We start from the raw sequence: 25,154 nt of genomic DNA on the forward strand, positions 1-25,154 counted from the left end.
CACTATGCTCGTTGTGCGGCCGGCTGCTGCGTCGCCGCGCCGCGAGGGGGGTGGCATGCGCACAACATTGGTCGGCGTCGTTCGCATTGCCACCAAAGGGCCGGGCGACGTGGCGGGCCTTTTGAAAATGATCGGGCAGGGCGAGATCGATCCGAAAGCGATCCTCGCGATCCTGGGCAAGACCGAGGGTAATGGCGGCGTCAACGACTTTACGCGCGAGTATGCCGTGGCTGCGCTCTGCACGGCGCTCGCGCCGCATGTTGGGCTCGAGCCACATCAGGTCGAGCAGCGCATCGCCTTCGTGATGTCGGGCGGTACCGAAGGCGTGCTGAGCCCGCACATTACCGTCTTCACGCGCCAAAGCATCGCGCCGGCGCCGGCTGGTTTTGCTGGAAAGCGGCTCAGCATCGGCATGGCACAGACCCGCGATTTCCTTCCCGAGGAGCTCGGCCGCGGCGCGCAGATCAGGGAAACGGCGAAAGCGGTGGCATCCGCCATGGCGGATGCCGGCATTACCGAGCCGAACGACGTCCATTTCGTCCAGATCAAATGCCCGCTGCTGACCAGCGAGCGTGTCGAGGCAGCCTTCGCGCGCGGCAACACGACCGTGACGACAAGTGCCTACAGCTCGATGGCCTATTCGCGCGGCGCCTCGGCGCTTGGCGTCGCGCTGGCGCTCGGCGAGATCGAGGGCGGGATCCGTGACGAGGACGTGCTGGGCGGTTCGAGCTGTTTTCCTCGGTGGCCTCGACCTCGGCGGGGATCGAATTGATGCACAACGTCGTCATCGTGCTCGGCAATTCGGTGTCTTCGGCGAGCCCGTTCGAGATCGGCCATGCCGTCATGCATGATGCCATCGATGCCGCTGCCGTGATCGAGACGCTTGCAAGCGTGGGGCTAAAGGCGGGATCGACAACGGATACGGGCCGAGAGCTCGTCAATATCTTCGCCAAGGCTGAGGCCTCGCCGACCGGCAGCGTCCGCGGTTTTCGCCACACGATGCTGGAAGATACCGACATCAGCGCGACACGGCAGCATGCCCGCGCGGCCGTTGGCGGCCTGATCGGCGGTCTTGCAGGAAGTGGCGCCGTCTACGTCTCTGGCGGGGCCGAGCATCAGGGGCCTCCGGGCGGCGGCCCCGTTGCCGCCATCGTACGGGTCGCTGACGATTCCGATTGAGCGCAGCGAGGGCAGTATCCCCGTGCTCATCGGCGTTCGGCCGGCTGACGGCGGCCGGTGTAATGCGTTCACTTCGCGGCGCTGTTCACGCTGCGATGCTGAATCGACACAGGAGCGGAATTGAGCGTTGGACCGGAGCCACTCACGAGGTCACTGCGCAGTGATGGCGAAGCCGCGTGAAGCGCGAAGATGATGGCAATCTGGGTCCGGTTCTGAAGGCGGTACTTGCGCATGATGTTGCCGATATGCGCGCGAACCGTATTTTCGGAGATCTTGAGCTCGTAGGCGATGTTCTTGTTCTGCATGCCACGCGCAATCAGCATCATGAGCTCGCGCTCACGCGGCGTAGGTGTGATCGGTACGCTTGTATTCATGACCAATTCCTCCCTGGCATGAAGGTTGACGTGACCATCCCAGCATTTTTCTCACTCCACCTTGAGCGCCTCGATTGGACTGAGCTTGGAAGCCATGTGCGCGGGATAGAATCCGAAGATCACACCGGTCACGGCTGAAAATCCAACGGCGAGGCCGATCGACTGCATGTCGATCGCAGTGACCCAGCCGGCTATTCGCGCCACCGTCATCGACAGCGTGACGCCGCCGACGACGCCGATGGCGCCGCCAAGAAGACAAAGAACGAGAGCTTCACAAAGGAATTGCAAACGAATATCGCGCATTCGGCCGCCGAGCGCGCGGCGAATACCGATCTCTCGGGTGCGTTCTGTGACGGAAACGATCATGACGTTCATGATGCTGATGCCGCCGACGAGCAGTGAGACCGAAGCGATCGCGAACAGCAGCAGCGCCACGGTGCGGATGGCGCCCTGTTGCGCCTCCATGGCGGCCGCCGGATCCTGCACCTTGAAATCGTCGGCCTGGCCGACGGGAATCCTGTGCCGTTGTCGCAGCAGGCCTTCGATCTCGCTGGTCGCGCCCGCCATCTGGCTATCGGAGGCGACCTTGACGAGGATATAGGCGATGGCGTCCCGGTTGATACCGCTCGCGCTGCCGAGAAAGCGCAGCTTGGCGGTGGTCAGTGGAACGAAGGCGACATCGTCCTGCGCCGGACCCTTGCGATCGAGCACGCCGATGACTTCGAGCGGGACCTGCATGATTCTGACCTGCGCACCGATCGGATCGTCGCCCGGCGCGAACAGCTCTTTGGCGGCGGCACTGCCGAGAATGACGACCTTTGCGGCGCCGGCTTCCTCTGCCGCGGAGAAGTATCGACCGGATGACAATTGCCAGTCGCGCACCATGAAGTGCGAGGTGGTCGTGCCGTTGATCGTGGTGTTCCAGTTCTTGGCTTCCCGGATGACTTGCGCAGTGCCCGCAACCGAACCCGCCGCGGTCTGGATCTCCGGAATCTGATCGAGGATCGCCTGCACATCGCCCTCGGTCATCGTCAGCTTGGTGCCGGCTTTCATGCGAACGGCGCCCTGTTGGACCGCGCCCGGCATGACCATCAGCACGTTGGAGCCGATAGAACGGATCTGCTCCTCGACGCGAAGCTGCGCGCCCTTGCCGATGGCAAAGACCGTGACGATCGAGGCCACGCCGATCACGATACCCAGGATGGTCAGGATGCTGCGCAGCGGATTCAGGCGCAGCGCGTGAAGGGCGGTCTGAAGGGCTTGATATGCGGTCATGATGCCCAGGCCTTGTTCGGCATTGGGTCACGCATCTCATCCGCGACGACCTCGCCGTCGTGCAGGCGAATGGTGCGTTCGCAGCGCGCGGCCACGGTGGAATCATGGGTGATCATCACGATGGTCTGGCCGCCGTCATGGAGTGCGTCGAACAGGGCCAGAATCTCGGCGCCGGTCCGGCTGTCGAGCGCGCCGGTCGGCTCGTCGGCGAGCACGATCGCGGGCTGGGCGACCAGGGCCCGCGCGATCGCAACGCGCTGCTGCTCGCCACCTGACAGTTGCCGCGGAAAATGCCTCGCCCGGTGCAGCATGCCGACCGCCTCGAGGCACTGTTCGGCACGCACTATCCGCTGCTTGTGGCGGATGCCGCCATAGACGAGCGGCAGCGCCACGTTCTCGACCGCATTGTGCCGCGCGAGCAGATTGTAGGATTGAAATACGAAGCCGATGGCGTGCGCGCGCAGTTCGGACCTGCGGTCATCAGGCAGATCGGCGACGTCGCCACCTTCCAGAAGGATCGCGCCCTCGCTCGGCCGATCGAGCAATCCGATCATGTTCATCAGGGTCGATTTGCCGGACCCCGACGGGCCCATGATGGCAAGACTTTCACCGCGCCGGATGTCGAAGCTGACATCATGCACCGCGGTCACCGCGACGCCTTCTGTCCGGTAGATGCGACCGACCGATCTGAGGCTGACGAGTGCGGGCAGGGCGGTCATGATCCGAACCTTATTCCGAGGAGTTCCATGCCCGCAGGCCTGATCGCCTGTCCGATCGCGACCTGGCTGCCTTCCGTCAGGTCGCCGCTCTTGAGCGCGACCTGCTCGGCGCCGTCGCTGGCGACCGTGACCGCGATGCGCTTGAGCGAACCCGTGGGCGTGCGCAGCCATACGCCGTCCCGGCCTTGGGTCGTTGATGGCTGCGTGCCGCTCGGCTGGAAGCGCAGCGCCGCGACCGGTACCTTCAGAACGTCGTCCTGGCGGTCGACCACGATCTTGACGAGCGCGGTCATACCGGGAAGCAGTGCGCCGTCGAGGTTGGAGGTCGACAGCACGACGGTATAGGTGACTACGTGCTGCTGCGTCTGCGGCGCCTTGCGGACCTGCCGCACGATCGCTTCGAAGCGGCGGTCGGGATAGGAATCGACCGTGAAGTGCGCGCGCTGCGCGGTCGCGATGCGTCCGATATCTGCCTCATCGACCTGGGCGTGGATCTCCATGTCCTCGAGCCGGTGCGCCACCAGGAAATTCGTCCGGGCCTCGAGGCCAACCGCGAGCGTCTGCCCCTCGTTGATGAAGCGACCGACGATCACACCGTCGATCGGAGAGCGGATGATGGTGCGGTCGAGATCGGCCTCGGCGGCGCGGAGAATGGCCTGCTTCTCCGGCACCGCCGTCCTCGCCTGCTGGAGCTCGGCCTCGATCCGGCGCACGTCGGCAGTGGCGCCTTCGACGGCGTAGGCGTTCAGCGTCACGAGGACCTCCGCCTCGCGCTCCTGTGCGAGACGCGCGGTGAAATCGGTTTGCGCGTCCTCGACTGTCGTGGCGGCCACCACGTTCTGCGACTGCAACGCCAATTTGCGCTGGAGCGTCCGCTGCGCCGACGCCTTCACGGCCTGGGCGCTGTCGAGCTTGGCCGCCAGCACCGCCCTCGTGCCCTTGGCATTCTCCAGGTCGATCTTGCCGCGGTCGAGCTTGGCCTGCTCCAGTTCGACATTTGCGCGCGCCATCTCGACCGCCGCCTTGGCTTCGTCGACCTTGGCCGCAAAGCTCCGCAGGTCGATCTGTGCCAGCGGTTGGTCCTTCCGCACGTTGTCGTTGAAGTCGACGTAGACCTTTGAGATCTGTCCCGACAGTTGCGAGCCCACCTCGATCGTCTTCACGGGCTGAAGCGCACCGGTCACCGTGATTGTCTGCTCGATGCTGCCGCGCTGGATCGAGGCGTAGCGGAACATCGGCGCGTCTGAGCGGAAGATCGGCGTTTCGCGTGCAGCGGGCAGGATGGTCTTCGCGCTTGAGCGATAGGCGTGTCCGGCTTCGTTTGCGATCCAGTCGGCCGAAGAGCGCATAGCCGCGGGATCGATGGCAAAAGCTACCGCAAGTGCGGAGACGCCACCCAACGCAACGAGGATTGGCACAAAACGCATATTGAAACCTCGGCCTTAATAAAAAGGAGACCGTCAGGCACAATTCGCACCCTAACGCACAGGTAGCAATTCCTGCGCTTTCGCTTGACGGTCCAGCAATATGTCGTCGGTTCTAGGCCTCTGGACGTGTGCGCTCCATGAAACAAACGTCAAGTTGTGGGGCGTCGATCCGCCACTTTTGGGACGATCGATATACTCCGGGATTCGATGTGACCCTGGAATCGATCTTTTTCAATCACTAATTGTAGGATGTGCTATGGTGTGGAGGTGGCACGCGCCAGTCGGATCATACTGATTTCTGCTCGTGTACGAGAGCGCACCATGAATACATGTGCGACACGGCAGCGGCTTCAGCACATTCGTCGCAGGGAAGCTCGGCCTTCCGCATCTACAACGCTGCGTCATGTCTGCGGCGATGCCGTGAGCTCACGCAAGATCGAGAACAATGACCACCCGTCGAATGCGACGGAGCGTTTCGACGCCCGCACCTGCGGCGCGTTGTCACTGATCCGTCGCATCGGAGGGAAGGCAGGAAGTGTGATCTGGCCCACAGCTGTGATCTGGCCCACAGCAATGTCACGCCGCTGCACTAGGATGGTTCGTTGATTGCGTGTGAGGGAACCCGGCGCAGATCGGTTCTCACGACCAAAAGTTGTTGGACAAGGAGCCTTTAAGTCATGGGTACGAGCCGGGCAACGATTTACGTGATCGACGACGATGAACAAATAAGGAGTGCCCTTGCAGATCTCTGCCAGGACGCAGGCCTCGATGTGAAGCTGTTCGGCTCGACCGACGAATTCTCGGTCGAGGAGCTCTCCGACGGTCCGTCGTGCCTGGTGCTCGACGTTCGCTTTCCCGGAACGTCGCCGACCGGACTCGATCTGCAGCGAACGCTGGCCGACTCCGGAGTCTCGGTTCCGATCGTGTTCATCAGCGGCCATTCGGACATCCGCGTCTCGGTGGAAGCGATGAAGCGCGGCGCCGTGGAATTCCTGCCCAAGCCGTTTCGTGAGCAGGAGTTTCTCGATGCGGTGCGGCTCGGCGTGGAACGCGACCGCAGGCGGCTTGAGCGCGAGTTCATCGTGCGCGAAGCCCGGCGTCGCTTCGAGGAGCTGACGGTACGCGAGCGCGACATATTGCTGCTGATGGCGGAGGGGCTTGTCGCCAAGCAGATCGCGGCAAGGCTGAATGTCAGCGAGGTGACGGTGAAGGTGCACCGCGCGCGCATGATGCGGAAGCTACAGCTGCGTTCACCCATCGAGGTGGTGAGACTCGTCGACAGCATCAGGCCGAACGTTGCGACGCCACGTCAAGGCGCAGTTGCATTGAATGGAGCCGAATTCGCACGCGGCATCTAGTCCGTCCGGACTAGCATGAACCTCAGTCTATCAAGCGCCGCGTCGACGGTTCAGAGTATCCCGCATGATGTCGCAGAGTTTTGCATACGACATCGCTCACCGCTAACCTTGGCACGAAAGGGATACTCCATGCGTAAGTTGATTCTTGCCTCCGCCGCACTGATCGCCCTCACCGCCGGCGCCCGCGCCGACAATACGGCGACCACCTTCCAGCTCGGCCTCGTGAACGGCTCCTCCGTGAACCAGCAGGGCCACGTGAACGACAGCTCGACCACCACTCAGATCGGCCTCGCGAATGGCGCGCTCACCCTGCAAGGCACGACTACGCCTTCGCTCAACAACGCCAGCTCGGTGACCCAGGTCGGCGCCGCGAACGCAGCCATCACCGGACAGGTTGCGACCGGCAACAACACCAGCTCGATCGGCCAGTTCTCGATCGGCGGCGCGCCGAACAACTTCGCTGCCGTTGGGCAGATCGGCGGCGGCCTGAACCTCAGCTCCATTACGCAGCACTAAGCCAGCCCCGTACCTCCCTGGGCGCGTCACAGCGCGGGCGCGCCCGGGCCTTGCTCGAAATCATTGCGATCTGGCCTGTTGATGAAACGCCGGACCGACCAGTTACTACTGCCCGTTTACTACTGCGGAGGATTTCATATGCGGATCAATTATCTGATTGCGACGGCCGTCATGCTCGGTGCGCTGACCTCTGTCGAAGCCAAAGCGGACAACACGGCCAGCGTGTTGCAATTCGGTACCACGAATGCCTCGTCCACGACGCAGAGCGGCCCGGTGAACAACACCGCGACGACGCTGCAATTCGGTGCGACCAATCAGGCGACGAGCGTGCAGTTGGGATCACTGTCCTCGGTCAATTCGGCGACGATTGGACAGGGGGGCACGACGCCTACTGCGACCAACACTGCCGGTGTGGGTCAGGTCGGCGGCTCCAACACGAGCCTTATCGGACAGATTGGCCTGAACAACACGGCCGCCGTCGGCCAGCTCGGGATCCTGAACGGCTCGACCATCCTGCAGGCAGCTCCGTGACGTGAGGTCGTGCCGAGATCTCGGCATCATTGTGGAGGCATGTGATGAACAAGCATCTTCTGATCGCTGCGATGGCAGCTCTCGTCTCCTGTTGCGCAGCGAGCGGCCCGGCCCGGGCACAAAGCGCCGACATCAAGACGATCGTCTCGCTCAACGGACCGCCGGTCGTGTTGAACCAGAGCAGCTCGACCAACATGGCGGGCATATTCATGGTCGGTGGCACGACCAGCGCGACCGTCACCCAGAACGGAAATAACAACGCAACCGGCATCCTGCAATTTGGCGGAACGAACAGCGCTTCGCTCTCCCAATTCGGGAGCTTGAATTCCGCGTTCGCTGGCCAAGTCGGCTTGAACAACACGTCGCACGTCACCCAGACCAGTCCGTGAGATCCGAACCCCCGTTCGGAACTGCCGGGAGAAAGATCTCATGAGATCGCGTAGTCACATTTGGGCGGCGACCACGATCGCCGCCGCGATCGCGGCGAGTACGGCAGCGTCCGCCGGCACGATCAAGAGCGGGCTGTCCAACGACAAGGTCAACGTCGAGACGATCTTCGGGTTCGGCAATGATCAGAATCCGGTGGTGGTCGAGGAAAACGGCAGCAAGCTCAACTTCGTGCAGGTGTTCGAACTCGGCGGTGCTGGTCCGGTTGGTGCAACGATTATCCAAAACGGAGCAACCAACTATGCTAACGTCATGCAGACCAGCGCTGCGATCGGTCAGTTTGGCGCGAGCAACACGACGCAGGTCATGCAGATGGGCAATGTCACCGATACGCTGCTCGTGCAGGTCGGTGACATGAACACCGGCGCCGTCAGTCAGGCCGGCCGCTTCAACTGGGCAGCCATCTTCCAGTTCGGGCGGTGATTGCAAGAGGCGCGCATGAAACTCGTTCTGTTTGCAACGGGAGTGGTGATGATGGTGTCGGGCGGAACCGGGCCGGCGTCGGCAGGCAGCGATGGAGACGGCCATACGACGATCGTGCAGGATGCCAACGGCCAGACGGTGATCACCCAGAGCGGCGATCCCGTGCAAGCCGATGTGCGGATCGAGAAAGAGCCCGGGCGCACGACCGTCTACCGCAAGAGCGGCGGGAACACTGCGGTCGTGACCCGGAGCACCAATCCGGCGGACCTCCCGCCCGCCTTGCGCGAATGGTTGCGGAGCCTCTCCGGGCAGTGAAGACCGAGCCATGCGTTGATGCCTGGCATCCAACGAGAGATGGCGCCGGCGCGTCCGGAACCCGGCTGTCGCTGGGACGTTGAGCCCGTCAATCCTGTTGGACCGCGGCAGCATCCGGAGGTGGCGATGGAGCATCTGCGCTATCCCAATGAGACCGGTGAATATCGTGCGGCTCGGAACGCGCTTCTCGAGGAGGAGATGGCACTCCGTGCGCAGATCGAGGCCGTCGCGGCCAAACGTCGCGCGCTGCCGCTCGGCGGCGAAGTACCCGAGGACTACCTGTTCGAGCGGATCGGCAAGAACAGCATGCCGGAGAAGGTAAGGATGTCCGAGCTGTTCGGGGCGAGCAACACGCTCATCCTGTACAGCTTCATGTACGGACCGGAAAGCGCGCTGCCATGTCCGGGGTGCACGCATTTGCTCGACGGGCTCGATGGTGCGGCGAGGCATATCGGCCAGCGCGCCGCGATGTACATAGTTGCCAAATCGCCGATAGCGCGTCTTGCGGCCTGGGCACACGAGCGCGGCTGGAATCATCTTCTGCTGCTCTCGACGGCCGGCAATTCCTACGACGCCGATTATTTCGGCGATACTCTGAAGCTGTCCGCCGGAATGCGCACGCAGCATCGCGTGCCGGACAACGAGAATTGGGACGAGACGATCTTCAACGTGTTCAAGAAAAGCGACGGGGCGATCAGGCACTCTTGGGGCTCTGAGATGGCCTATGCGCCGCCGGTTGCAAATCAGCATCATCGTGCCGGCGATCTTGTCGACCCGCTCTGGGGCCTCCTGGACATGACGCCGGAAGGCCGTGGCGATTTCTTTCCCAAGGTGAACTACGATTAACCGCCCCGTGCGTCCGAACCGCCATATTGGAGCGATTCCGGTGGCGGTGGGCGCCTGTCCTGTCACCGGCGAGCGATCGGGGCATGGACGGCGGCCAAATCATCGATCATTCTGTCCGCTCTTGATCCGCGCGGGCGGATCGAGCCCCGCCTGAAAGCAAAACCCAAAGAGTCCAGGCGGCACCAGACACGAGGGAGGACGGACGGGATGGCGGGCATTCACGCGCTCGATCGGATCATCGGCGAGGACTATCCGGAATTGGCCACGGACGAGCAGGTCCGGACGCTGGAGCGGGTGCCTTACGCGGAGCGCATCGCAGCCGAAAGCACCTATGATGCGATCAGGCTCGGGGCGGCCAGAAATCCGGATGCGCCCGCGATCCAGTTTCTGCCCAATGCCGATCCCGCCGATGCGCCGCTGGTCATCTCGCACCGGGATTTCGTCGCGCGCGTCACGCAAGCCGCCAACATGTTTCACGCGCTGGGTGCGGGCAAGGACGACGTCATCAGCTTCATGCTGCCGCTGCTGCCCGACGCTTTCGTGACCCTGTTCGCCGCAGAGGCCACAGGCATCGCCAATCCCGTCAATCCGCTGCTGGAGCCGCATCAGATCGCGGAGATTCTGGAGGCCGCCAATACCACGATCCTGGTCGCGCTCGGCCCCGTGCCTGGCACCGACATCTGGCAGAAGGTTGAGCAGATCCGTCCGTCCCTGAAGCGCCTCAAGGCGATCGTGCAGGTCGGTGGCGGCGGCGATCCCGCGAACGGCATCTTCGCCTTCAACGATCTCATCAAGGTACAGCCGGCGGACCAGCTCGTCAGCGGCCGCAAGATTGCAGGCGGCGACATCGCGGCCTATTTCCACACCGGCGGCACTACTGGCACGCCGAAGCTCGTTCGCCACACCCACACCAACCAGGTCTACCAGGCCTGGGGCCTCAACCTGCTCCTGAAGTCGAAGCCGGGCGGCAATCTGCTGTTCGGCATGCCGCTGTTTCACGTCGGAGGCTCGTTGACGCAGGTGCTGACGACGCTCGCGTGCGGCGGGTGCATCGTGGTGCTGTCACCGTCCGGCTGGCGCAATCCCAATGCGGTGAAGAACATCTGGCAGCTCGTCGAACGCTTCAAGCCGGAGGCGCTATCGAGCGTGCCGACCGTGCTTGCGGCAACGCTTGCCGTGCCGCCGGGTGGTGCCGACCTTTCGAGCCTGAAATTCGCCGCCGGCGGCGGCTCGGCGATCCCGGTCGCGGTCGGCTCCGCGATCCAGGACAAGCTGAAGCTCCCGGTGGTCGAGGTCTACGGCATGACCGAGACCTCGAGTGTGCATACCATGGCCTATCCGGACCGGCCCATCCGCCTCGGCTCGGTCGGCCTGCCGATGCCCTATGCGCAGGTGCGCATCGTCCAACTCGACGCCGAGGGGCGGCTCGAGCGCGACTGCGCCGTGGATGAGATCGGCGTCGTGATTATGGCCGGGCCTGGCGTGTTCGGTGGCTATCTCAACGATGCCCACAACACGGGCGCGTTCGTCGACGAGGTCTGGGTCAATTCCGGCGATCTCGGCCGGCTCGATGCGGACGGCCATCTCTGGATCACCGGCCGCGCCAAGGATCTCGTGATCCGCGGCGGCCACAACATCGATCCCGCGCCGATCGAGGAAATCATGTTCCAGCATCCGGCCGTCGGCTTTGCTGCCGTGGTCGGCCAGCCCGACGCCTATGCCGGCGAGATCCCCGTCGGTTACGTGCAGCTCAAGTCTGGTGCCAAGGTCGAGCCGGGCGAGTTGGAAACCTGGGTGCGCGAGCGCACGCCCGAGCGCGCCGCCGTGCCCGTGCAGATCATTCCGATCGATCCGATGCCCGTCACCGGCGTCGGCAAGGTGTTCAAGCCTCAGCTGCGCTGGGACGCAGCTCAGCGCGTGTTTGCCAAGGTGCTCACCCCGCTCACCGAGACGGGCATCGACTGCAAGGTGAAAGTCGGTGCGCATGGCAGCCACGGCTCGATCGCGACGGTGACGATTGCGAATGTGCCGGAAGGCAAACGCGACGAGATCGCAGGCGAGGTGCACAAGCTGCTGGCACCATTCGTGATGCGGCATGAGGTGGTGCACGCGTAGGCTTCTTTGCGGCGAGATAGTCGCAAGAAAAAGTTGAGGTCCCGGAGCTTACGAGTTCCGGAACCGACGCGACTATCCGGCGCCGCGTGACATGCAGGGTGGGTTAGCGAAGCGTAACCCGCCAAGTCTATTTCCGCGGAAGCTGAAGAGGCGGCGGGTTACGCCCGGCGGACTGCGCTTCGCGTAGCCGCAGAGCTAACCCACCCTACGAAGCACACAGCCTAGCCCGCGGGCATTGTCTTCTCGATCAGGCGGACCCAATAGGACGCGCCGTGGCCGAGGATGTTGTCGTTGAAGACGTAAGCAGGATGGTGACACTCGTTGCCGTCGCCCATGCCGACCAGGATCATCGCGCCCGGACGCGCTTCCAGCATGAAGGAGAAGTCCTCGGCGCCCATCATCGGTATGAATTTCTCGTTGACGCGATCGGCGCCGGCAATCTCGCGGGCGACCTCGGCGGCAACGCCGGCTTCGCGCGCGTGGTTCATCGTCACCGGATACATGCGGCTGTATTTCGTCTCGGCCGATCCGCCATAGGCGCGCGCCACGCTGTCGGCGACCTCGCCGATGCGACGCTCGACGAGATCACGCACTTCCGGATCCAGCGTGCGCACCGTGCCGCTGAGCTCGGCGACCTCCGGGATGATGTTGAACGCCGTGCCGGCGTGGAATTGCGTGATCGAGATGACGGCGGATTTCAGCGGGTCGACGTTGCGCGCGACGATCGATTGCAGCGCATTGACGATCTGCGATCCGATCAGGACGCTGTCGATCGCCTTGTGCGGGGTGGCGCCGGCATGGCCGCCCTTGCCGTGAACGGTGATCTGGATGTTGTCGGAAGAGGCAAGCATCGCGCCCGGCGTCGTGGCGAAATGGCCTTCGGGAAGACCCGGCATGTTGTGCATGCCATAGACCTCCTGGATGCCCCAGCGCGTCATCAGGCCGTCGTCGACCATCGCCTTGCCACCGCCGCCGCCTTCTTCCGCAGGCTGGAAGATCACGACCGCGGTGCCGTCGAAATTGCGGGTCTCGGCGAGATACTTTGCGGCGCCCAGCAGCATGGCGGTGTGCCCGTCATGGCCGCAGGCGTGCATCTTGCCGGGTACCTTCGAGGCATACGGCACGCCCGATGTCTCCATGATTGGCAGCGCGTCCATGTCGGCGCGCAGGCCGATCGTCCTGCCAGACGTAGCCTTGCGGCCGCGTATCACGCCGACCACGCCGGTGCGGCCAATGCCGGTCACCACCTCGTCGCAGCCGAACGCGCGCAGCCTGTCGGCGACGATGCCGGCGGTGCGGTGCACCTCGTAGAGCAACTCGGGGTTCTCGTGGAAGTCATGGCGCCAGGCGGCCATTTCATCAGACAGGGCGGCGACGCGATTGATGACGGGCATGGGCAGGGTCCGTTTCTTGTTGGATTGCCGAGGATAGCGTCATTCCGGGGCGATGCGAAGCCTCGAACCCGGAATCCGGAGATTGTGGCGCGAGATTCCGGGTTCACGCGCGACGCGCGTGAACCCGGAATGACGGTGAAATCAGCTCTCCCCGAACACGCGCTTGAAGATCGTGTCGACGTGCTTGAGGTGATAGCCGAGGTCGAACTGCTCCTCGATCTCGGCGTCCGAGAGATATTTCTTCACCTCGGCGTCCTTCTTCAGGAGCTGCAAAAAGTCGCCTTCACCGCGCCAGACCGGCATGGCGTTGCGCTGCACGAGCTTGTAGGCGTCCTCGCGGCTCGCGCCCTTCTGCGTCAGGGCCAGCAGCACGCGCTGCGAATGCAGGAGACCGCCGAGGCGGTCGAGGTTCTTCTGCATGTTGGCGGGGTAAACCAGCAGCTTGTCGATCAGGCCGGCGAGGCGCACCAGCGCGAAGTCGAGCGTCACAGTGGCGTCAGGGCCCATCATGCGCTCGGCAGAAGAGTGCGAGATGTCGCGCTCGTGCCAGAGCACGACGTTTTCCAGCGCCGGCGTCACATAGGCGCGGACCATGCGCGACAGACCCGTGAGGTTCTCCGACAGCACCGGGTTGCGCTTGTGCGGCATCGCGGAGGAGCCTTTCTGGCCCTCCGAGAAGAACTCCTCGGCTTCCAGCACTTCCGTACGCTGAAGGTGGCGGATTTCCACGGCGAGGCGCTCCACGGAGGAGGCGATCACGCCGAGCGTGGCGAAATACATCGCGTGACGATCGCGCGGGATCACCTGCGTCGAGATCGGCTCCGGCACCAGTCCCATGGCTTTCGCAACATGCTCTTCGACGCGCGGATCGATCTGCGCGAAGGTGCCGACGGCGCCGGAGATTGCACAGGTCGCGACTTCCTTCCGTGCCGCGATCAGGCGCTCCTTGGCGCGCGAGAATTCGGCATAGGCAAAGGCGAGCTTGAGGCCGAACGTCACCGGCTCGGCATGGATGCCGTGGCTGCGGCCGATGGTCGGCGTCATCTTGTGCTCGAAGGCGCGCTTCTTCAGCGCTGCAAGCACCTTGTCGAGATCGGCGAGCAACAGATCGGCGGCGCGGGTGAGTTGGACGTTGAGGCAGGTATCGAGCACGTCGGAGGAGGTCATGCCCTGGTGGACGAAGCGTGCCTCGGGGCCGACGATCTCGGCGAGGTGGGTGAGGAAGGCGATGACGTCGTGCTTGGTCTCGCGTTCGATCTCGTCGATGCGAGCGACGTCGAAGGTGGCGTTGCGAGCCTTGTCCCACACCGTCTTGGCGGCTTCTTTCGGGATCGTCCCGAGCTCGGCGAGAGCGTCCGCCGCATGCGCCTCGATCTCGAACCAGATCTTGAACCGCGTCTGCGGCTCCCAGATCGAGGCCATTTCCGGGCGGGTATAACGGGGGATCATCGCTAGGCTCCAGGTGGGGCGGGCGCGCCCGAGGGCGCGGACACCGGCCAGAATGTTTTTTACGCCGCGATTTAGCAGAGCGGGCAGGGCGAAACAAACGTCCAGGTCTGGCAAACCGGGGATAGCCGGCCCTTTTCGGATGGACTGTCAATCACGAAAAGCTGACTGACAGATATTGAAATCTGTTATCGAAAGGTGTATATCCGTTCTCGGACGCTCCGATTGGGCGTCCCGCGGCTCCATCCCGGGGCCCGGGTCCGAAACAAAGGGACCTATGGGCCGTAACGAAGAGGGTGGGTCGGGACGAAGTGGAGACTTACGACAATGACGACCGAAATCATCAGTATCGCCGGGCAGATCGGGCACTGGCTCAATGTCCTGGTGGCGCGCCAGATCGCGGCGCAGGCTGCAAAACTGCCTCATTAAGGCGAGAGCTTTCCGAAACGACCGGCGAGGGGCTTCGGAAGAGGACTTTCGCCGGATAAATAAACCCAGGGCGGAAATTTGGTGCTGGCATGAACGAAGCGGTTGTCTTGACGCCGGAGCGCATCCTCGAAGTCACCGAGGACGTGCTCAGGCGCTATGGGCTTGCCAAGGCCACCGTGGTCGACGTTGCCCGCGCGCTCGATGTGAGCCATGGCAGCGTCTATCGCCATTTTCCGAGCAAGGCCTCGCTGCGCGAGGCCGTGGCCAAGCGCTGGCTCGAGCGCATGGATGCGCCGCTGCGCAAGATCGCCCAGGATACGGGGCCCGCGCCGGCGCGGCTCGAGGCCTGGCTACGGACGTTGTTCGCCGCCAAGCGCGAGCGCGTCTGCGACGATCCCGAGATGTTCCGGACTTATCTGACGCTCGCGCGCGAGGCCTGCGCGGCGGTGAAATGCCACAAGGACGGCCTCGTCGAGCAGATGTCGGCGATCCTGGCCGACGGCGTGAAGCAAGGCGTGTTCGACGCAGCCGACACCAATGTCACCGCGCGCGCGATTTTTGATGCGACCAGCCGCTATCACCATCCCGCCCACGCCGACGAGTGGAAGGACGCTGATCTGCCCGCGCGCGTCGATACGCTGCTCGCACTAGTGCTGCGCGGACTGAAGTCGTAAGGGGCAACGCTCCGTCATCTCGTTCTGGCGCACCAGAGACCAATCTACCGGTGTGCCTCTCACCCTCTGGCCTTGTGGGCGAGGGGGCCGTCGTGAAGCGCAACCGGATGAACGGGCTTTTTGCGCGCGGGGATGGTGTCGGCGGTCGATGGCACAACTGGCGGGCTTTCGGGATAGGCATTGACCTCGATTTCGACGATTCCCTTTGCGCGTTTTCGAAGGCGGTAGAAAGTCAGCTCCTGTTCGAGCATGGGGCAGCGGAAGCTGACTGCAGCCGTATCCGGCAGGCGGCAGAGCTCGTCGATGAGTTCGCCTACGGTAATGATCGGGGGATGGGCTGTCTTATGATTAGCCTTGCTCATGGCGTTACTCCTCCACTGCGTTACTAACTGGAGCCGAGTGGCCTCAGTTCCGATGGAGCGACGCTCGACGATCCCTATGCGTCAGCATTGCTGCTAGATCCGCATCAGCCCGCAACTCGCCGCAAGCCGCACCAGTTGCGCATCCGTACGCGCCCCGGTCTTGGTCTTGATCAGATAGTGATAGTTCTGCACGGTCTTCACACTGAGATTGAGGTGCGAGGCGATCTGCTCGGTGGTGGCGCCGCTGACGAACTGCCGCAAGATCTCGATTTCGCGCTCGCCGAGCTGATCGAGCACTGAGCCCGTCGGTGACAGGCTCTCCTCGGCCAGAATATGGGCGATGTCGTCGCTCATGGCGCGCTCGCCGCGGGCAACCACGCGGACGGCTGCAACGACTGCGGCGGGCTCGCTGCTCTTGGTGACGAAACCGCTGGCGCCGGCATTGAAGGCAGCCTTCACCAGAACGGCCTCGTTGTGCATGGTGAAGACGAGAATGCGCGCGCGGGGATTGCGCGCGCGGATGTTGCGGATGGCTTCGAGGCCGCTCGCGCCGGGCATCGAGATATCGAGCACGGTGACATCAGGATCATGCGTCTTGAAGGCGCCGTATGCGTCCGCGGCATTGTCGGCTTCGGCGATGACATGCAGATCGCCCTGGCTTTCCAGGACGCGACGGTAGCCTTGCCGGACGATGGGATGATCGTCGACCAGCAGTACCGAGATGCCCTTTGCCGCCACCTCCGTCATGCCAGCCTCATGCGGCCAGAGGAATGGTCGCCGCCACGCTCAGCCCGCGATCGGCACGCGCGATCGACAGCGAGCCGCCGGCGGCCGCGACACGCTCGCGGATGCCGGTCAGCCCAAAGCCGGCCGACTGCACCACCCGATCTGCATCGCCGTCGCCGTCGTCCTCGACGCGGATCAGCAGCGCGTCGTCCGCGCCGGCGCGCCGCTCGACCCGCAAGTTGATCTCGCGCGCCGCGCTGTGGCGCAGCGCATTGGTCAGGCATTCCTGGGCGACGCGGTAGGCGGTGGTCGCCGCCGTGTCGCTGATGTCCGCAAGGTTGCCCTTGAGGTCGAGCTGGATCGTCGGCTGCGTCGCGCTTTGCGAGCGCCAGCTATCGACGAGATTGACGAGGCTCGCCTCGAGCCCCAGCTCCTCCGGCAAGGGATTGCGCAGCCGCTTCAGCGTGTCGCGGAGCGATGACATGATGCGATGCGTAGCCTGCGAGATCATGCGTGCATCCTGTGCCGCACCGCTCGCATTCGTCTCCTTCGCGCTCGCCGTCTCGATGGTGCTGGCGAAGGCGAGGATGGCGGACAGATTTTGTCCGAACTCGTCATGCAGCTCGCGGGCGAGCGCACGTCGCTCGTCGTCGCGGATCTCGAGCAGGCGCCTTGTCAGTGCCGCGCGTTGCTCGGTCGCTTCCTCCAGCCTCCCGCCGAGCTCGCCGACGGCCTTGCCGATCATCGCAAGCTCCACGGAGCGGAAGCGCGGCAGGGGCGTGCGGTACTGCCCGCGCGCCATCCGCTGCAAGGCGGTCACGATCGAGCGGGCCGGCGCGAGCGTATGCGCGATCGCGAGCGAGGCCAGCAGCGCAATCGCCGCCGACATCAATAGCGCGACGTCGATCACGTTGAGAATGTACTCCCAGGCGAGCGAGATCGCCGCAGCCTGATCAGGCGTCGCCACGACCGCGCCGGCCGCGGCCGCGCGCGGGCTCACCGGTCGCACCACCTCGGCATGGCTGCCGAGGAAGATGGGGACCAGGGACGCAAACCAGCGCGGTGGGGTCTGGCCGATCCCCTGGCTCTGGCCGCATAGCGGCCTCTCGAATGCGGCCGCCGGCTGGAACTGCACACAAACGCCCGGCGCAATCAGCTTCATCGTCTCCAGCGTGCGCCAGTCCGGAACCGGTACGAGATGCTCGCGCATCCTGTTGCTGCGCAGCAAGAGCTCGCGCCAGTACAGCGCCTCCAGTGCATGCGCGACCCGCTGGGCGGACGCGGCCGTGGCGCGATCGACGCTGCGATAGGCATCAAAAGTTGCCCACACCGTCGCGGCGGTCAGGCACAACGCGACAATGACGAGCAAACGGGCGACGAGCTGAAGCACGAGGCGCATGCGATCACCCCCAACGTTTGGTAAGGTCACGATAACAACGCCGCCGCACCTTGCCAATCGCGAGCGACATCCGGCGATGCCGCTCGGGAAAATTTCCCAAGCCGATTTGGGCATGGCTCTTTGGACTGCGCGCGGCGGCTTTGATCTAATCGGGGGCGGGGCGCTAACAGAGCGGGGAGCGAGACAGCATGAGTTCGATCACCATCGGCAAGAGCGCGCCGCCTGCGGCCGATCCGTCGGAGCGGAGCGCGCTCCTGCTCTGGATGATCTTTACGGGCTTGTCGGTCTTCGCCGTCGTGCTGCTGTGGCGCTTTGGCCTGATCCATCTGATGGTGGTCTCGGACCGCACCTACATTTCCAGCCTGATCGCGGTGCTCTATGTCGTCACCTGCGGGCATTGCTGCTGGCGGACCCGCGCGATCGCGCGGGAAGCGGCGGCGGCGCGGCGCTGCCGTGCGGTGCTGTCGGCCAAGGACGGCAGCAAGGCGCTCGATGCTGCCGGCACGTCGCTGCCGCATGGCCTCGTCAGGAATCACATCGAGAGCCTCGTGACGAAAGCCGCGGCGCAGGACTATCGTCCGGTGGACCAGACGCTGCTGCTGCGGACGCTTGCCGACCGCCTGCGCGGCTCCAACGGGTTCGGCGCCTTCGTCTCCGACACGCTGATGAAGCTCGGCCTGCTCGGCACCATCATCGGCTTCATCATCATGCTGGCGCCGATTGCCGGGCTGGACGCGGCCGACAAGGTCGCGATGCGGTCCTCGATGGGGTTGATGAGCGACGGCATGGCGGTTGCGATGTACACGACGCTTGCGGGCCTCGTCGGCTCGATCCTGGTCCGCATCCAGTACTACATGCTCGACGCCGCGACCCAGCGGGTGTTCTCCGACGCCGTCGTGCTGACCGAGACCTACGTCACCCCGGCTCTGGAACGTAAGCGTCCGGGAACGCCGCCATGATGGACGATTTCGGGCTCTATCCGCGCGAGGAGCCGTTCGATCCGCTCGGCGTGATGCTGTTCAAGGCACTCCAGGTGGTGGCCTTCCTGTTCTTCCTCGCGCTTCTCGCTGTCTCGCCGGACGCCAAGGACGGCAAGATCGACTCCAAGGCCGAGTTCATGATTACGCTGGACTGGCCGGACAATCATCCTGATGATCTCGACCTGTTCGTGCAGGATCCCGCCGGCAACATCGCCTGGTACCGGCATCGCGAGGCTGGCTTTCTCACCCTCGACCGCGACGACCGCGGCGGCGCCAACGACTTCATCGTGGTCAACGGCAAGAAGATCGCATCCCCGATCCGCGAGGAGATCGTCACCGTGCGCGGCATCGTCGCCGGCGAATACACCGTCAACGTCTCGCATTTCCAGGCCACGACCGGCGAGCCGGTCGCGGCCAATGTGAAGGTGCAGAAGCTCAACCCGACCGCCCAGGTGATCTTCGACAACAAGCTGACGCTCAACCATACCGGTGACGAGAAAACCGCGGTGCGGTTCCGGCTCGATGCCGAAGGCAAGGTGATCAACGTCGATCAGCGGCCGAAATCGCTGCTGGAAACGTTCCGCAGCAGTTGGCGCAACGGCGCGGATATCGATCCGAAGACTGGCGTGAGGATGCGCCGTGACTAGCCTGCAACTCGTCATACTCACGATTTCGGTCGCTTACGCCGTGATCGGCGCTCTGCTCCTGGTCGTCCTGGTCTATGGACGCCTGCACTGGTCGCTGAAGGCCATGGCCGTCGTTGTGACCAGTGTCTTCTACCTCGTCAGCTTCGGCGCGATGCGCGGGCTGCTCGGCTGGGCCACCACGGACCGGCTGCCCGTGTCATTCAAGCTGTTGGCGGCGCGCATCGTCGAGCCGCATTCGCTGGAGGGTGATCCCGGCTCGATCTATCTGTGGGTCGAGGAACTCGACGAGGACAACCGGCCGAGCGGTATCCCGAGGGCTTTCCGCGTTCCCTATGATGACACGCTGGCCGAGAAGACCCATGGAGCGGAGAACGAGATCGCGGCAGGACGCCCGCAGGGCGGGCGCGCCGCGGATTTTGGCGGCGGTGACGGCACCGTCATCGACATGGTGCGGGAATATGTGACGCCGAAGGCCGTGATCGAGACGGCCGGCGGCGATTCATCGACCGGCGAATTCAGGGCCCCGCCGGCAGGTAGCGAGCAGGGCGCGGTGTTCACGCCGCTGCCGCCGCCCAGAATGCCCCCTAAGGACCAGCAATAGGCACCGCTACCGGCTGCGCCGCGGACGGCTGGCCAACAGGCGTGCGCTGACGCATCTTGTTGACGTCCCCCAAATTGGCTTTATCGGCATACGAACAGCGTTTGAGGGTGGAGGACGCGTGCGACTGGCCGTCTTTTCGGATATCCACGGCAACCGGCAGGCCTTTGACGTGTGCCTGAAGGCGGCGCGCGAGCGCGGCGCGGAGCGCTTCATCCTGCTCGGCGATTTCGTCGGCTATGGCGCCGATCCGGAATGGGTGGTCGACACCGCAATGGAACTGGTGGCTCACGGCGCCGTCGCTGTGCGCGGCAATCACGACCAAGCGGTCCAATCGTCTGCCGAGACCATGAACGCCGAAGCGCAGATCGCGATCGAATGGACCCGCGGTCGGCTCGATGCCGCGCAGCGGCGCTTCCTCGCGGAGCTGCCGATGTCCGTCGAGGATGAGGGCCGCCTCTATGTGCATTCGGAAGCCTCGCACCCGACGCGATGGCACTATGTCCGCTCGACGACGGACGCCGCAAAAAGCCTGATCGCGACGCCGTGCCACGTCACGTTCTGCGGCCACATCCATCGCCCGGCGCTCTATTCGATGTCGGTGACCGCGAAGATGACGAGCTTCGTACCCAAGACCGACGTTCCCGTGCAGCTCCTGCGCGGCCGGCAATGGCTCGCGGTCATGGGCTCGGTCGGTCAGCCACGCGACGGTGATCCCTCCGCCTGCTTTACGCTGTTCGAAACCGAGAGCTGTCAGATCACCTATTGCCGGGTACCCTATGACATCGAGGCGGCAGCGAGCCGAATCCGGGAGAACGGCCTGCCGCATTGGCTGGCCGACCGGCTGTCGCAGGGGCGTTGAGCGATGCCGAAATCCCTGGTCACGGTCGGAGCTGAGATCGACGGCTTCACTGTCGGTGAGTGCATGCATGCCGGCGGCATGGCGACGCTGTGGACGGTCACCCATCCCGGCATCGATGCTCCGTTACTGATGAAGGTCCCGCGGGTATCCGAGGGCGAGGACCCCGCCGCCATCGTCTCCTTCGAGATGGAGCAGATGATCCTGCCGCGGCTCGCCGGCCCGCACGTGCCGCGCTGCTTCGGCACCGGCGATTTCGCCCGCCAGGCCTATGTCGTGATCGAGCAGCTTCCCGGCACCACACTCTACCCGCGGCTGCCCGACCTGCCGCTGCCCTATGAGGAGGCGCGCGGGCTGGTCGCGAAGATCGCGACCGCGCTGGCCGATCTGCACCGGCAGAACGTGATCCATCACGACATCAAGCCGAGCAGCATCATGTTCCGGGCGAGCGGCGAGGCGGTGCTGATCGACTTTGGCCTGTCGCACCACGACCATCTGCCGGATTTGTTGCAGGAGGAGTTCCGGCTGCCCTACGGCACCGCGCCCTATATGGCGCCGGAGCGGCTGTTGGGTGTGCGCAACGATCCGCGCAGCGATCTTTTTTCGCTGGGCGTGCTGCTCTATTTCTTCACCACGGGCGAGCGTCCATTCGGCGAAGGCGAGACGCTGCGCGCAATGCGACGCCGGCTGTGGCGCGATCCGCATCCGCCGCGCAAATTGCGTCCCGACTATCCGCCCTGGCTTCAGGAGATCGTGCTTCGGTGCCTGGAGATCGAGCCGGTCCGGCGCTATCCGACCGCCTCGCAGCTTGCGTTCGATCTTACCCATCCCGACAAGGTCAGGCTCACCACACGCTCGGAGCGGCTCAAGCGCGATCCGCTCTCGGTCGCCTGGCGGCGGCGCTTCAATCAGGAGGTGACGCAGTCGCGGCCGAAATCGGATGTGGCGGCGCAGATTGCCTCGAGCCCGATCCTTGCGATCGCGCTCGACACCGCCGAAGGCGCGCCCGAATTGAACGAGGCGCTGCTCGTCACGACCGAGCGGATCCTGGCGACGCTGCCCTCGGCGCGACTCGCCTGCGTCAACGTGCTGAAGCTCAACCGTCTCGTGATCGACCGGACGCTCGACGAAGACGGATCCAACAAGCATATCGACCGGATGGTCGCGCTCAGGCATTGGGCGACGCCGCTCAAGCTCGACGAGAGCCGCCTCACGGTTCATGTGCTGGAGGCGATCGATCCGGCCGCAGCGATCCTGGAATTCGCCGAGATCAACCAGGTCGACCACGTCATCATCGGCGCGCGGCAGAGCTCGTTCAAGCGTACCCTGCTGGGCAGCGTTTCATCGAAGGTCGCCTCCGAAGCAACCTGCACCGTCACCGTGGTGCGGCCGCCGAGGATGGCCGCGGATTCGGAAGAGGTGAGGGCGGACGAAGCCGCGGGCTAGCTGCGCATGATCCGGAAAAGTGTGTAGCGGTTTTCCCTCGCGACGAACGCGGAACGCGTTTGCGCGGAGATCATGCGCGAACAAAAAGGCAATGCGCAGGTCAGAGAGCGTGGGCGGCGTGAGCGTCGCGCTTGCGGCGGACTGGCAGCCAGAAGTCCGGACCGGCTTCGTTGCGGTCGTGACCGACGCCGAAGAACTGGATGATCTCGCGGCACGGCTCACAATTGAACAGATTGCCGGAGGAGGCTGCCTTCGACATCGCGTTCAGGCAGTTGGGGCAAAGCGGTTTCATCAGGCTATTCCAAAGAAAATGATTTCAGTGCTGACGCGGTGACCGGAACTGGTCCAGGTCCACAATCTCGGACCCGGTGTCGTCGTTGGCCTCGCACGCGGTACGCTCAAAGCGATCGAAGAAATAATCGAGGTCGGGATGCGGGCGCCGCGGGATGCAGCACCTGCGCTTCGGTTGACGCTTCACGATCATCACCTGCACGGGCGTTCAGCCGCGGTGGCGATTGAGATGGATGACGCGGGCGGAACGAGATGCCACCTTCACCGGCCGCGCTACGTAGACGCAACGCGCCGCAATTGCTGCATTCAAGCCAAGCCACAACGCCACGCCAGTCCAGACCAGGGTCGTTGTCATGATGTGCTCCCGTCAAAAAGGGGAGCGCTGTTGTGCATCGATTTGTACGAATCAGGGAAGCTGGGATGATTACGGGGTTGAAGGCAATCTCAAGTTTGTCGCGGCGCAACACCCGTAGAAACCCGCAATATATTTCGTGAGCGCGGATTCAAATCGCCTCACCGCGCGCGTTTGCGGCCGCGTTACGGATCGCATCGATGTTGGTCTTGTAGGCCTCCTGCGTGCCGCCGCGGAATACCGCCGTGCCGGCGACGAAGGCGTTGGCGCCGGCCGCCGCAAGGGCACCCGCGACGTCGGGCCCGACGCCGCCATCGACCTCGATGTCGATCGGCCTGCCCGCGGTCATCGCGCGGATGTCGCGGATCTTGCCGAGCGCGGAGGAAATGAAGGCCTGCCCGCCGAAACCGGGATTGACCGACATCACCAGCACGAGGTCGATCAGGTCGACGACGTATTCGATCGCGCTGATCGGCGTGCCCGGGTTGAGCGAGACGCCGGCCTTCTTGCCGAGCGCGCGGATCGCCTGGAGCGAGCGGTGCAGGTGAGGACCTGCCTCCGCATGCACGGTGATGTGGTCGCAGCCGGCCTTGGCGAAGGCCTCCAGATAGGGATCGCAGGGCGCGATCATCAGATGCGCGTCAAAGATCTTCCTGGTGTGCGGACGCATCGCCTTGATGACGTCGGGTCCATACGAGATGTTCGGAACAAAATGCCCGTCCATGACGTCGAGATGCATCCAGTCGGCGCCGGCCGCATCGACCGCGCGCACCTCTTCGCCGAGCCTGGAAAAATCCGACGCCAGGATCGACGGCGCGATCATCAGGGGGCGGAGTGCGAGGGCTTGGGTCATGGGCACTGTTTCCCGAAAAAGCCTATGGGCCATGTGACGATGGGCCTCGCCTAACATGGGCGATGCGGGGGAGCAATGCAGGGGGGCAGGCGCTTCCTGTGGGCGGAAAATTCTGCCGCAGCCGGCACGAATTGCCGGTGTTCCCCGACGGCGGAAAGCGAGGGATAGCCGGATTTGATTGAGGTTTTTGCGCTGGCACGACGCTTGCTCACTGGATCGGAGCATTGGCCGCGGCTTGCCGCATCGTCTGGAGTTGTCGAATGTTGTTCGCCCTTGGTGCCGTATCGGGTGCGCTCGACGCGTTGCAGTCGCTGACATCCTCGAAGACGTCCTCGACGCAGCAGACAGGCTCCACACAAGGGGTGACCAACCCGTTCTCGATCGACAGCAGCAGCAGCACGACAAGCGGCGCGAGCTCGTCGGTCAACTCCGGCAACTGTCCGCAGATCTCGCCCGAGACGATGAGCGCGCTGATTGCGGCGCAAAGTCAATCATCAGCGAGCGCGAGCAGTTCCTCAAGCTCGACCGCGTCGAGCTCCTCAACGAGCTCATCGTCAACCTCGATGAGCCCGCAGGACGCCCTGAAGGATCTGTTTTCGCAGATCGACGCCGATGGCGACGGCAAGATCACCAAATCGGAATTCGAGAGCGCGCTCGGCGCCGGCGGCACCAATGTGGCGCAGGCCGATGACGTCTTCTCCAAGCTCGACACCAATGGCGACGGCAGCGTCAGCCTCGACGAGATGTCGAAGGCGCTGCAGGGTGGGCATCACGGTCACCACCATGCCGAAAGCGCCGGCAGCTCCAGCGGCTCCGGGGATGCCAGCGGCAGTGGCTCGGACGGCAGCTCCGATCCCTTGACTGGGGCGACCACGACGTCCGCGACCAACAGTGACGGCTCGACCACGACCACCATCACCTATCCGGACGGCTCGAAGGTCTCGATGACGACACCGGCTGCGTCGAGCTCATCGAGCTCCGGCTCCAACTCCAGCAGCTCGAACTCGGCGACCTCGTCGTACAACTGGATCGAACAAATGATCCAGCGCGAGGCGCAGCAATTGTCGGCCACCGCGGCCTCGTCGCTGTCGGTGAGCGTCTAGGCTCGCGCCAATTCGACGGCGTCATGCCCCGGCTCGACCGGGGCATCCAGTACGCCGCGGCTTCTCCGCA

At 64.1% G+C, this 25,154-nt stretch carries 28 protein-coding genes and 1 pseudogene; 16 read left to right on the plus strand and 13 right to left on the minus strand.

The genetic code is table 11. The features are described 5' to 3' along the window. Window positions 1-55: 55 nt before the first annotated feature. Window positions 56-1,179: pseudogene (atzD, locus tag SO156_RS08040) on the plus strand (cyanuric acid amidohydrolase). 68 nt (window positions 1,180-1,247) lie between these two features. On the opposite strand, the gene SO156_RS08045 reads toward atzD, so the two are convergent. Genes SO156_RS08045 through SO156_RS08060 form a run of 4 tightly spaced genes read right to left on the minus strand, consistent with a single transcriptional unit; the run spans window position 1,248 to window position 4,974 of the window. Further along, entirely contained in the window at window positions 1,248-1,553 is a 306-nt protein-coding gene (locus tag SO156_RS08045; RefSeq protein WP_458147160.1) for a response regulator transcription factor, read from the minus strand. 51 nt (window positions 1,554-1,604) lie between these two features. Continuing rightward, a complete protein-coding gene (locus SO156_RS08050; protein WP_458147161.1) occupies window positions 1,605-2,828 on the minus strand; it encodes an ABC transporter permease in 1,224 nt (407 codons plus the stop codon). Further along, entirely contained in the window at window positions 2,825-3,547 is a 723-nt protein-coding gene (locus SO156_RS08055; RefSeq protein ID WP_498534423.1) for an ABC transporter ATP-binding protein, read from the minus strand. Before SO156_RS08055 ends, SO156_RS08050 begins: the two co-directional genes overlap by 4 nt. Continuing rightward, the gene (locus SO156_RS08060; protein WP_498534424.1) at window positions 3,544-4,974 is read right to left on the minus strand and encodes an efflux RND transporter periplasmic adaptor subunit; all 1,431 of its coding nucleotides are present in this window, start codon (window positions 4,972-4,974) and stop codon (window positions 3,544-3,546) included. The genes SO156_RS08055 and SO156_RS08060 overlap by 4 nt, the downstream gene beginning before the upstream one ends. Window positions 4,975-5,651: 677 nt before the next feature. Here SO156_RS08060 and SO156_RS08065 point away from each other — a divergent pair. The 8 genes from SO156_RS08065 (at window position 5,652) to SO156_RS08100 (ending at window position 11,525) form a co-directional block, all read left to right on the plus strand. Further along, a complete protein-coding gene (locus SO156_RS08065) occupies window positions 5,652-6,332 on the plus strand; it encodes a response regulator transcription factor (protein ID WP_498534425.1) in 681 nt (226 codons plus the stop codon). Window positions 6,333-6,461: 129 nt separating this feature from the next. Beyond that, complete coding sequence (locus SO156_RS08070; protein ID WP_458147165.1) at window positions 6,462-6,848, plus strand: curlin subunit CsgB; 387 nt, start codon at window positions 6,462-6,464, stop codon at window positions 6,846-6,848. Window positions 6,849-6,986: 138 nt separating this feature from the next. Beyond that, window positions 6,987-7,379 carry a curlin repeat-containing protein gene (locus tag SO156_RS08075; RefSeq protein WP_458147166.1) on the plus strand — a complete coding sequence of 131 codons (393 nt, stop codon included), beginning with the start codon at window positions 6,987-6,989 and terminating at the stop codon, window positions 7,377-7,379. 44 nt (window positions 7,380-7,423) lie between these two features. Continuing rightward, window positions 7,424-7,768 (plus strand): curlin repeat-containing protein, encoded by a 345-nt coding sequence (locus SO156_RS08080; protein WP_498534426.1) that lies wholly within the window; start codon window positions 7,424-7,426, stop codon window positions 7,766-7,768. Window positions 7,769-7,808: 40 nt separating this feature from the next. Then, on the plus strand, window positions 7,809-8,249 hold the full coding sequence (locus tag SO156_RS08085) for a curlin (protein WP_498534427.1): 441 nt from the start codon (window positions 7,809-7,811) through the stop codon (window positions 8,247-8,249). A gap of 15 nt (window positions 8,250-8,264) precedes the next feature. Continuing rightward, window positions 8,265-8,564 carry a hypothetical protein gene (locus SO156_RS08090; RefSeq protein WP_498534428.1) on the plus strand — a complete coding sequence of 100 codons (300 nt, stop codon included), beginning with the start codon at window positions 8,265-8,267 and terminating at the stop codon, window positions 8,562-8,564. Between the two features lie 126 nt (window positions 8,565-8,690). Continuing rightward, window positions 8,691-9,410 (plus strand): DUF899 family protein, encoded by a 720-nt coding sequence (locus SO156_RS08095; RefSeq protein WP_458147170.1) that lies wholly within the window; start codon window positions 8,691-8,693, stop codon window positions 9,408-9,410. Window positions 9,411-9,617: 207 nt separating this feature from the next. Then, on the plus strand, window positions 9,618-11,525 hold the full coding sequence (locus SO156_RS08100) for an acyl-CoA synthetase (protein WP_498534429.1): 1,908 nt from the start codon (window positions 9,618-9,620) through the stop codon (window positions 11,523-11,525). A 221-nt stretch (window positions 11,526-11,746) separates the two neighbouring features. Here SO156_RS08100 and SO156_RS08105 read toward each other — a convergent pair whose 3' ends face one another. Both SO156_RS08105 and purB read right to left on the minus strand, forming a co-directional pair. Beyond that, window positions 11,747-12,919: a M20 aminoacylase family protein gene (locus tag SO156_RS08105; RefSeq protein WP_458147172.1), complete on the minus strand. Its 1,173-nt coding sequence runs from the start codon at window positions 12,917-12,919 to the stop codon at window positions 11,747-11,749. Window positions 12,920-13,060: 141 nt separating this feature from the next. Beyond that, window positions 13,061-14,368, minus strand: a complete 1,308-nt coding sequence (gene purB / locus SO156_RS08110; RefSeq protein WP_498534430.1) for an adenylosuccinate lyase — start codon at window positions 14,366-14,368, stop codon at window positions 13,061-13,063. Window positions 14,369-14,883: 515 nt separating this feature from the next. Between purB and SO156_RS08115 the strand changes: the two genes are divergently transcribed. Further along, on the plus strand, window positions 14,884-15,468 hold the full coding sequence (locus SO156_RS08115; protein WP_498534431.1) for a TetR/AcrR family transcriptional regulator: 585 nt from the start codon (window positions 14,884-14,886) through the stop codon (window positions 15,466-15,468). Window positions 15,469-15,527: 59 nt separating this feature from the next. Here SO156_RS08115 and SO156_RS08120 read toward each other — a convergent pair whose 3' ends face one another. The 3 genes from SO156_RS08120 to SO156_RS08130 all read right to left on the minus strand — a co-directional run bounded on the left by SO156_RS08120 (window position 15,528) and on the right by SO156_RS08130 (window position 17,955). Beyond that, entirely contained in the window at window positions 15,528-15,830 is a 303-nt protein-coding gene (locus tag SO156_RS08120) for a hypothetical protein (RefSeq protein ID WP_498534432.1), read from the minus strand. A 93-nt stretch (window positions 15,831-15,923) separates the two neighbouring features. Then, a complete protein-coding gene (locus tag SO156_RS08125) occupies window positions 15,924-16,577 on the minus strand; it encodes a response regulator (protein WP_458147176.1) in 654 nt (217 codons plus the stop codon). Window positions 16,578-16,584: 7 nt separating this feature from the next. Continuing rightward, a complete protein-coding gene (locus tag SO156_RS08130) occupies window positions 16,585-17,955 on the minus strand; it encodes a HAMP domain-containing sensor histidine kinase (RefSeq protein ID WP_498534433.1) in 1,371 nt (456 codons plus the stop codon). Between the two features lie 188 nt (window positions 17,956-18,143). Here SO156_RS08130 and SO156_RS08135 point away from each other — a divergent pair, with 188 nt between their 5' ends. The 5 genes from SO156_RS08135 (at window position 18,144) to SO156_RS08155 (ending at window position 22,485) form a co-directional block, all read left to right on the plus strand. After that, window positions 18,144-18,914, plus strand: coding sequence for a MotA/TolQ/ExbB proton channel family protein (locus tag SO156_RS08135; protein WP_498534434.1), 771 nt, complete (start codon window positions 18,144-18,146; stop codon window positions 18,912-18,914). After that, window positions 18,911-19,582 carry a DUF2135 domain-containing protein gene (locus tag SO156_RS08140; RefSeq protein WP_458147179.1) on the plus strand — a complete coding sequence of 224 codons (672 nt, stop codon included), beginning with the start codon at window positions 18,911-18,913 and terminating at the stop codon, window positions 19,580-19,582. The genes SO156_RS08135 and SO156_RS08140 overlap by 4 nt, the downstream gene beginning before the upstream one ends. Further along, a complete protein-coding gene (locus tag SO156_RS08145; protein ID WP_498534435.1) occupies window positions 19,575-20,183 on the plus strand; it encodes a hypothetical protein in 609 nt (202 codons plus the stop codon). The genes SO156_RS08140 and SO156_RS08145 overlap by 8 nt, the downstream gene beginning before the upstream one ends. Before the next feature lie 118 nt (window positions 20,184-20,301). Beyond that, entirely contained in the window at window positions 20,302-21,042 is a 741-nt protein-coding gene (locus SO156_RS08150) for a metallophosphoesterase family protein (RefSeq protein ID WP_458147181.1), read from the plus strand. 3 nt (window positions 21,043-21,045) lie between these two features. Continuing rightward, complete coding sequence (locus SO156_RS08155; RefSeq protein WP_458147182.1) at window positions 21,046-22,485, plus strand: protein kinase domain-containing protein; 1,440 nt, start codon at window positions 21,046-21,048, stop codon at window positions 22,483-22,485. 100 nt (window positions 22,486-22,585) lie between these two features. Here the strand turns inward: SO156_RS08155 and SO156_RS08160 are convergent, their stop codons facing one another. The 4 genes from SO156_RS08160 to rpe all read right to left on the minus strand — a co-directional run bounded on the left by SO156_RS08160 (window position 22,586) and on the right by rpe (window position 23,981). Continuing rightward, a complete protein-coding gene (locus SO156_RS08160; protein WP_458147183.1) occupies window positions 22,586-22,777 on the minus strand; it encodes a hypothetical protein in 192 nt (63 codons plus the stop codon). A 24-nt stretch (window positions 22,778-22,801) separates the two neighbouring features. Further along, window positions 22,802-22,978, minus strand: a complete 177-nt coding sequence (locus tag SO156_RS08165) for a hypothetical protein (protein ID WP_458147235.1) — start codon at window positions 22,976-22,978, stop codon at window positions 22,802-22,804. Between the two features lie 6 nt (window positions 22,979-22,984). Next, window positions 22,985-23,131, minus strand: a complete 147-nt coding sequence (locus SO156_RS08170; protein WP_498534436.1) for a hypothetical protein — start codon at window positions 23,129-23,131, stop codon at window positions 22,985-22,987. A 148-nt stretch (window positions 23,132-23,279) separates the two neighbouring features. Continuing rightward, a complete protein-coding gene (gene rpe / locus SO156_RS08175) occupies window positions 23,280-23,981 on the minus strand; it encodes a ribulose-phosphate 3-epimerase (RefSeq protein ID WP_458147185.1) in 702 nt (233 codons plus the stop codon). 260 nt (window positions 23,982-24,241) lie between these two features. Between rpe and SO156_RS08180 the strand changes: the two genes are divergently transcribed. After that, window positions 24,242-25,084: an EF-hand domain-containing protein gene (locus SO156_RS08180; RefSeq protein ID WP_498534437.1), complete on the plus strand. Its 843-nt coding sequence runs from the start codon at window positions 24,242-24,244 to the stop codon at window positions 25,082-25,084. Window positions 25,085-25,154: the final 70 nt, after the last annotated feature.

The organism is Bradyrhizobium sp. UFLA05-125, assembly GCF_059803515.1.

Excerpts from the sequence above, each read along its gene's own strand:
- SO156_RS08045 (WP_458147160.1), bottom strand. The coding sequence starts at position 1,553 with ATGAATACAAGCGTACCGATCACACCTACGCCGCGTGAGCGCGAGCTC.
- SO156_RS08050 (WP_458147161.1), bottom strand. The coding sequence starts at position 2,828 with ATGACCGCATATCAAGCCCTTCAGACCGCCCTTCACGCGCTGCGCCTG.
- SO156_RS08055 (WP_498534423.1), bottom strand. The coding sequence starts at position 3,547 with ATGACCGCCCTGCCCGCACTCGTCAGCCTCAGATCGGTCGGTCGCATC.
- SO156_RS08060 (WP_498534424.1), bottom strand. The coding sequence starts at position 4,974 with ATGCGTTTTGTGCCAATCCTCGTTGCGTTGGGTGGCGTCTCCGCACTT.
- SO156_RS08065 (WP_498534425.1), top strand. The coding sequence starts at position 5,652 with ATGGGTACGAGCCGGGCAACGATTTACGTGATCGACGACGATGAACAA.
- SO156_RS08070 (WP_458147165.1), top strand. The coding sequence starts at position 6,462 with ATGCGTAAGTTGATTCTTGCCTCCGCCGCACTGATCGCCCTCACCGCC.
- SO156_RS08075 (WP_458147166.1), top strand. The coding sequence starts at position 6,987 with ATGCGGATCAATTATCTGATTGCGACGGCCGTCATGCTCGGTGCGCTG.
- SO156_RS08080 (WP_498534426.1), top strand. The coding sequence starts at position 7,424 with ATGAACAAGCATCTTCTGATCGCTGCGATGGCAGCTCTCGTCTCCTGT.
- SO156_RS08085 (WP_498534427.1), top strand. The coding sequence starts at position 7,809 with ATGAGATCGCGTAGTCACATTTGGGCGGCGACCACGATCGCCGCCGCG.
- SO156_RS08090 (WP_498534428.1), top strand. The coding sequence starts at position 8,265 with ATGAAACTCGTTCTGTTTGCAACGGGAGTGGTGATGATGGTGTCGGGC.
- SO156_RS08095 (WP_458147170.1), top strand. The coding sequence starts at position 8,691 with ATGGAGCATCTGCGCTATCCCAATGAGACCGGTGAATATCGTGCGGCT.
- SO156_RS08100 (WP_498534429.1), top strand. The coding sequence starts at position 9,618 with ATGGCGGGCATTCACGCGCTCGATCGGATCATCGGCGAGGACTATCCG.
- SO156_RS08105 (WP_458147172.1), bottom strand. The coding sequence starts at position 12,919 with ATGCCCGTCATCAATCGCGTCGCCGCCCTGTCTGATGAAATGGCCGCC.
- purB (WP_498534430.1), bottom strand. The coding sequence starts at position 14,368 with ATGATCCCCCGTTATACCCGCCCGGAAATGGCCTCGATCTGGGAGCCG.
- SO156_RS08115 (WP_498534431.1), top strand. The coding sequence starts at position 14,884 with ATGAACGAAGCGGTTGTCTTGACGCCGGAGCGCATCCTCGAAGTCACC.
- SO156_RS08120 (WP_498534432.1), bottom strand. The coding sequence starts at position 15,830 with ATGAGCAAGGCTAATCATAAGACAGCCCATCCCCCGATCATTACCGTA.
- SO156_RS08125 (WP_458147176.1), bottom strand. The coding sequence starts at position 16,577 with ATGACGGAGGTGGCGGCAAAGGGCATCTCGGTACTGCTGGTCGACGAT.
- SO156_RS08130 (WP_498534433.1), bottom strand. The coding sequence starts at position 17,955 with ATGCGCCTCGTGCTTCAGCTCGTCGCCCGTTTGCTCGTCATTGTCGCG.
- SO156_RS08135 (WP_498534434.1), top strand. The coding sequence starts at position 18,144 with ATGAGTTCGATCACCATCGGCAAGAGCGCGCCGCCTGCGGCCGATCCG.
- SO156_RS08140 (WP_458147179.1), top strand. The coding sequence starts at position 18,911 with ATGATGGACGATTTCGGGCTCTATCCGCGCGAGGAGCCGTTCGATCCG.
- SO156_RS08155 (WP_458147182.1), top strand. The coding sequence starts at position 21,046 with ATGCCGAAATCCCTGGTCACGGTCGGAGCTGAGATCGACGGCTTCACT.
- SO156_RS08160 (WP_458147183.1), bottom strand. The coding sequence starts at position 22,777 with ATGAAACCGCTTTGCCCCAACTGCCTGAACGCGATGTCGAAGGCAGCC.
- SO156_RS08170 (WP_498534436.1), bottom strand. The coding sequence starts at position 23,131 with ATGACAACGACCCTGGTCTGGACTGGCGTGGCGTTGTGGCTTGGCTTG.
- rpe (WP_458147185.1), bottom strand. The coding sequence starts at position 23,981 with ATGACCCAAGCCCTCGCACTCCGCCCCCTGATGATCGCGCCGTCGATC.
- SO156_RS08180 (WP_498534437.1), top strand. The coding sequence starts at position 24,242 with ATGTTGTTCGCCCTTGGTGCCGTATCGGGTGCGCTCGACGCGTTGCAG.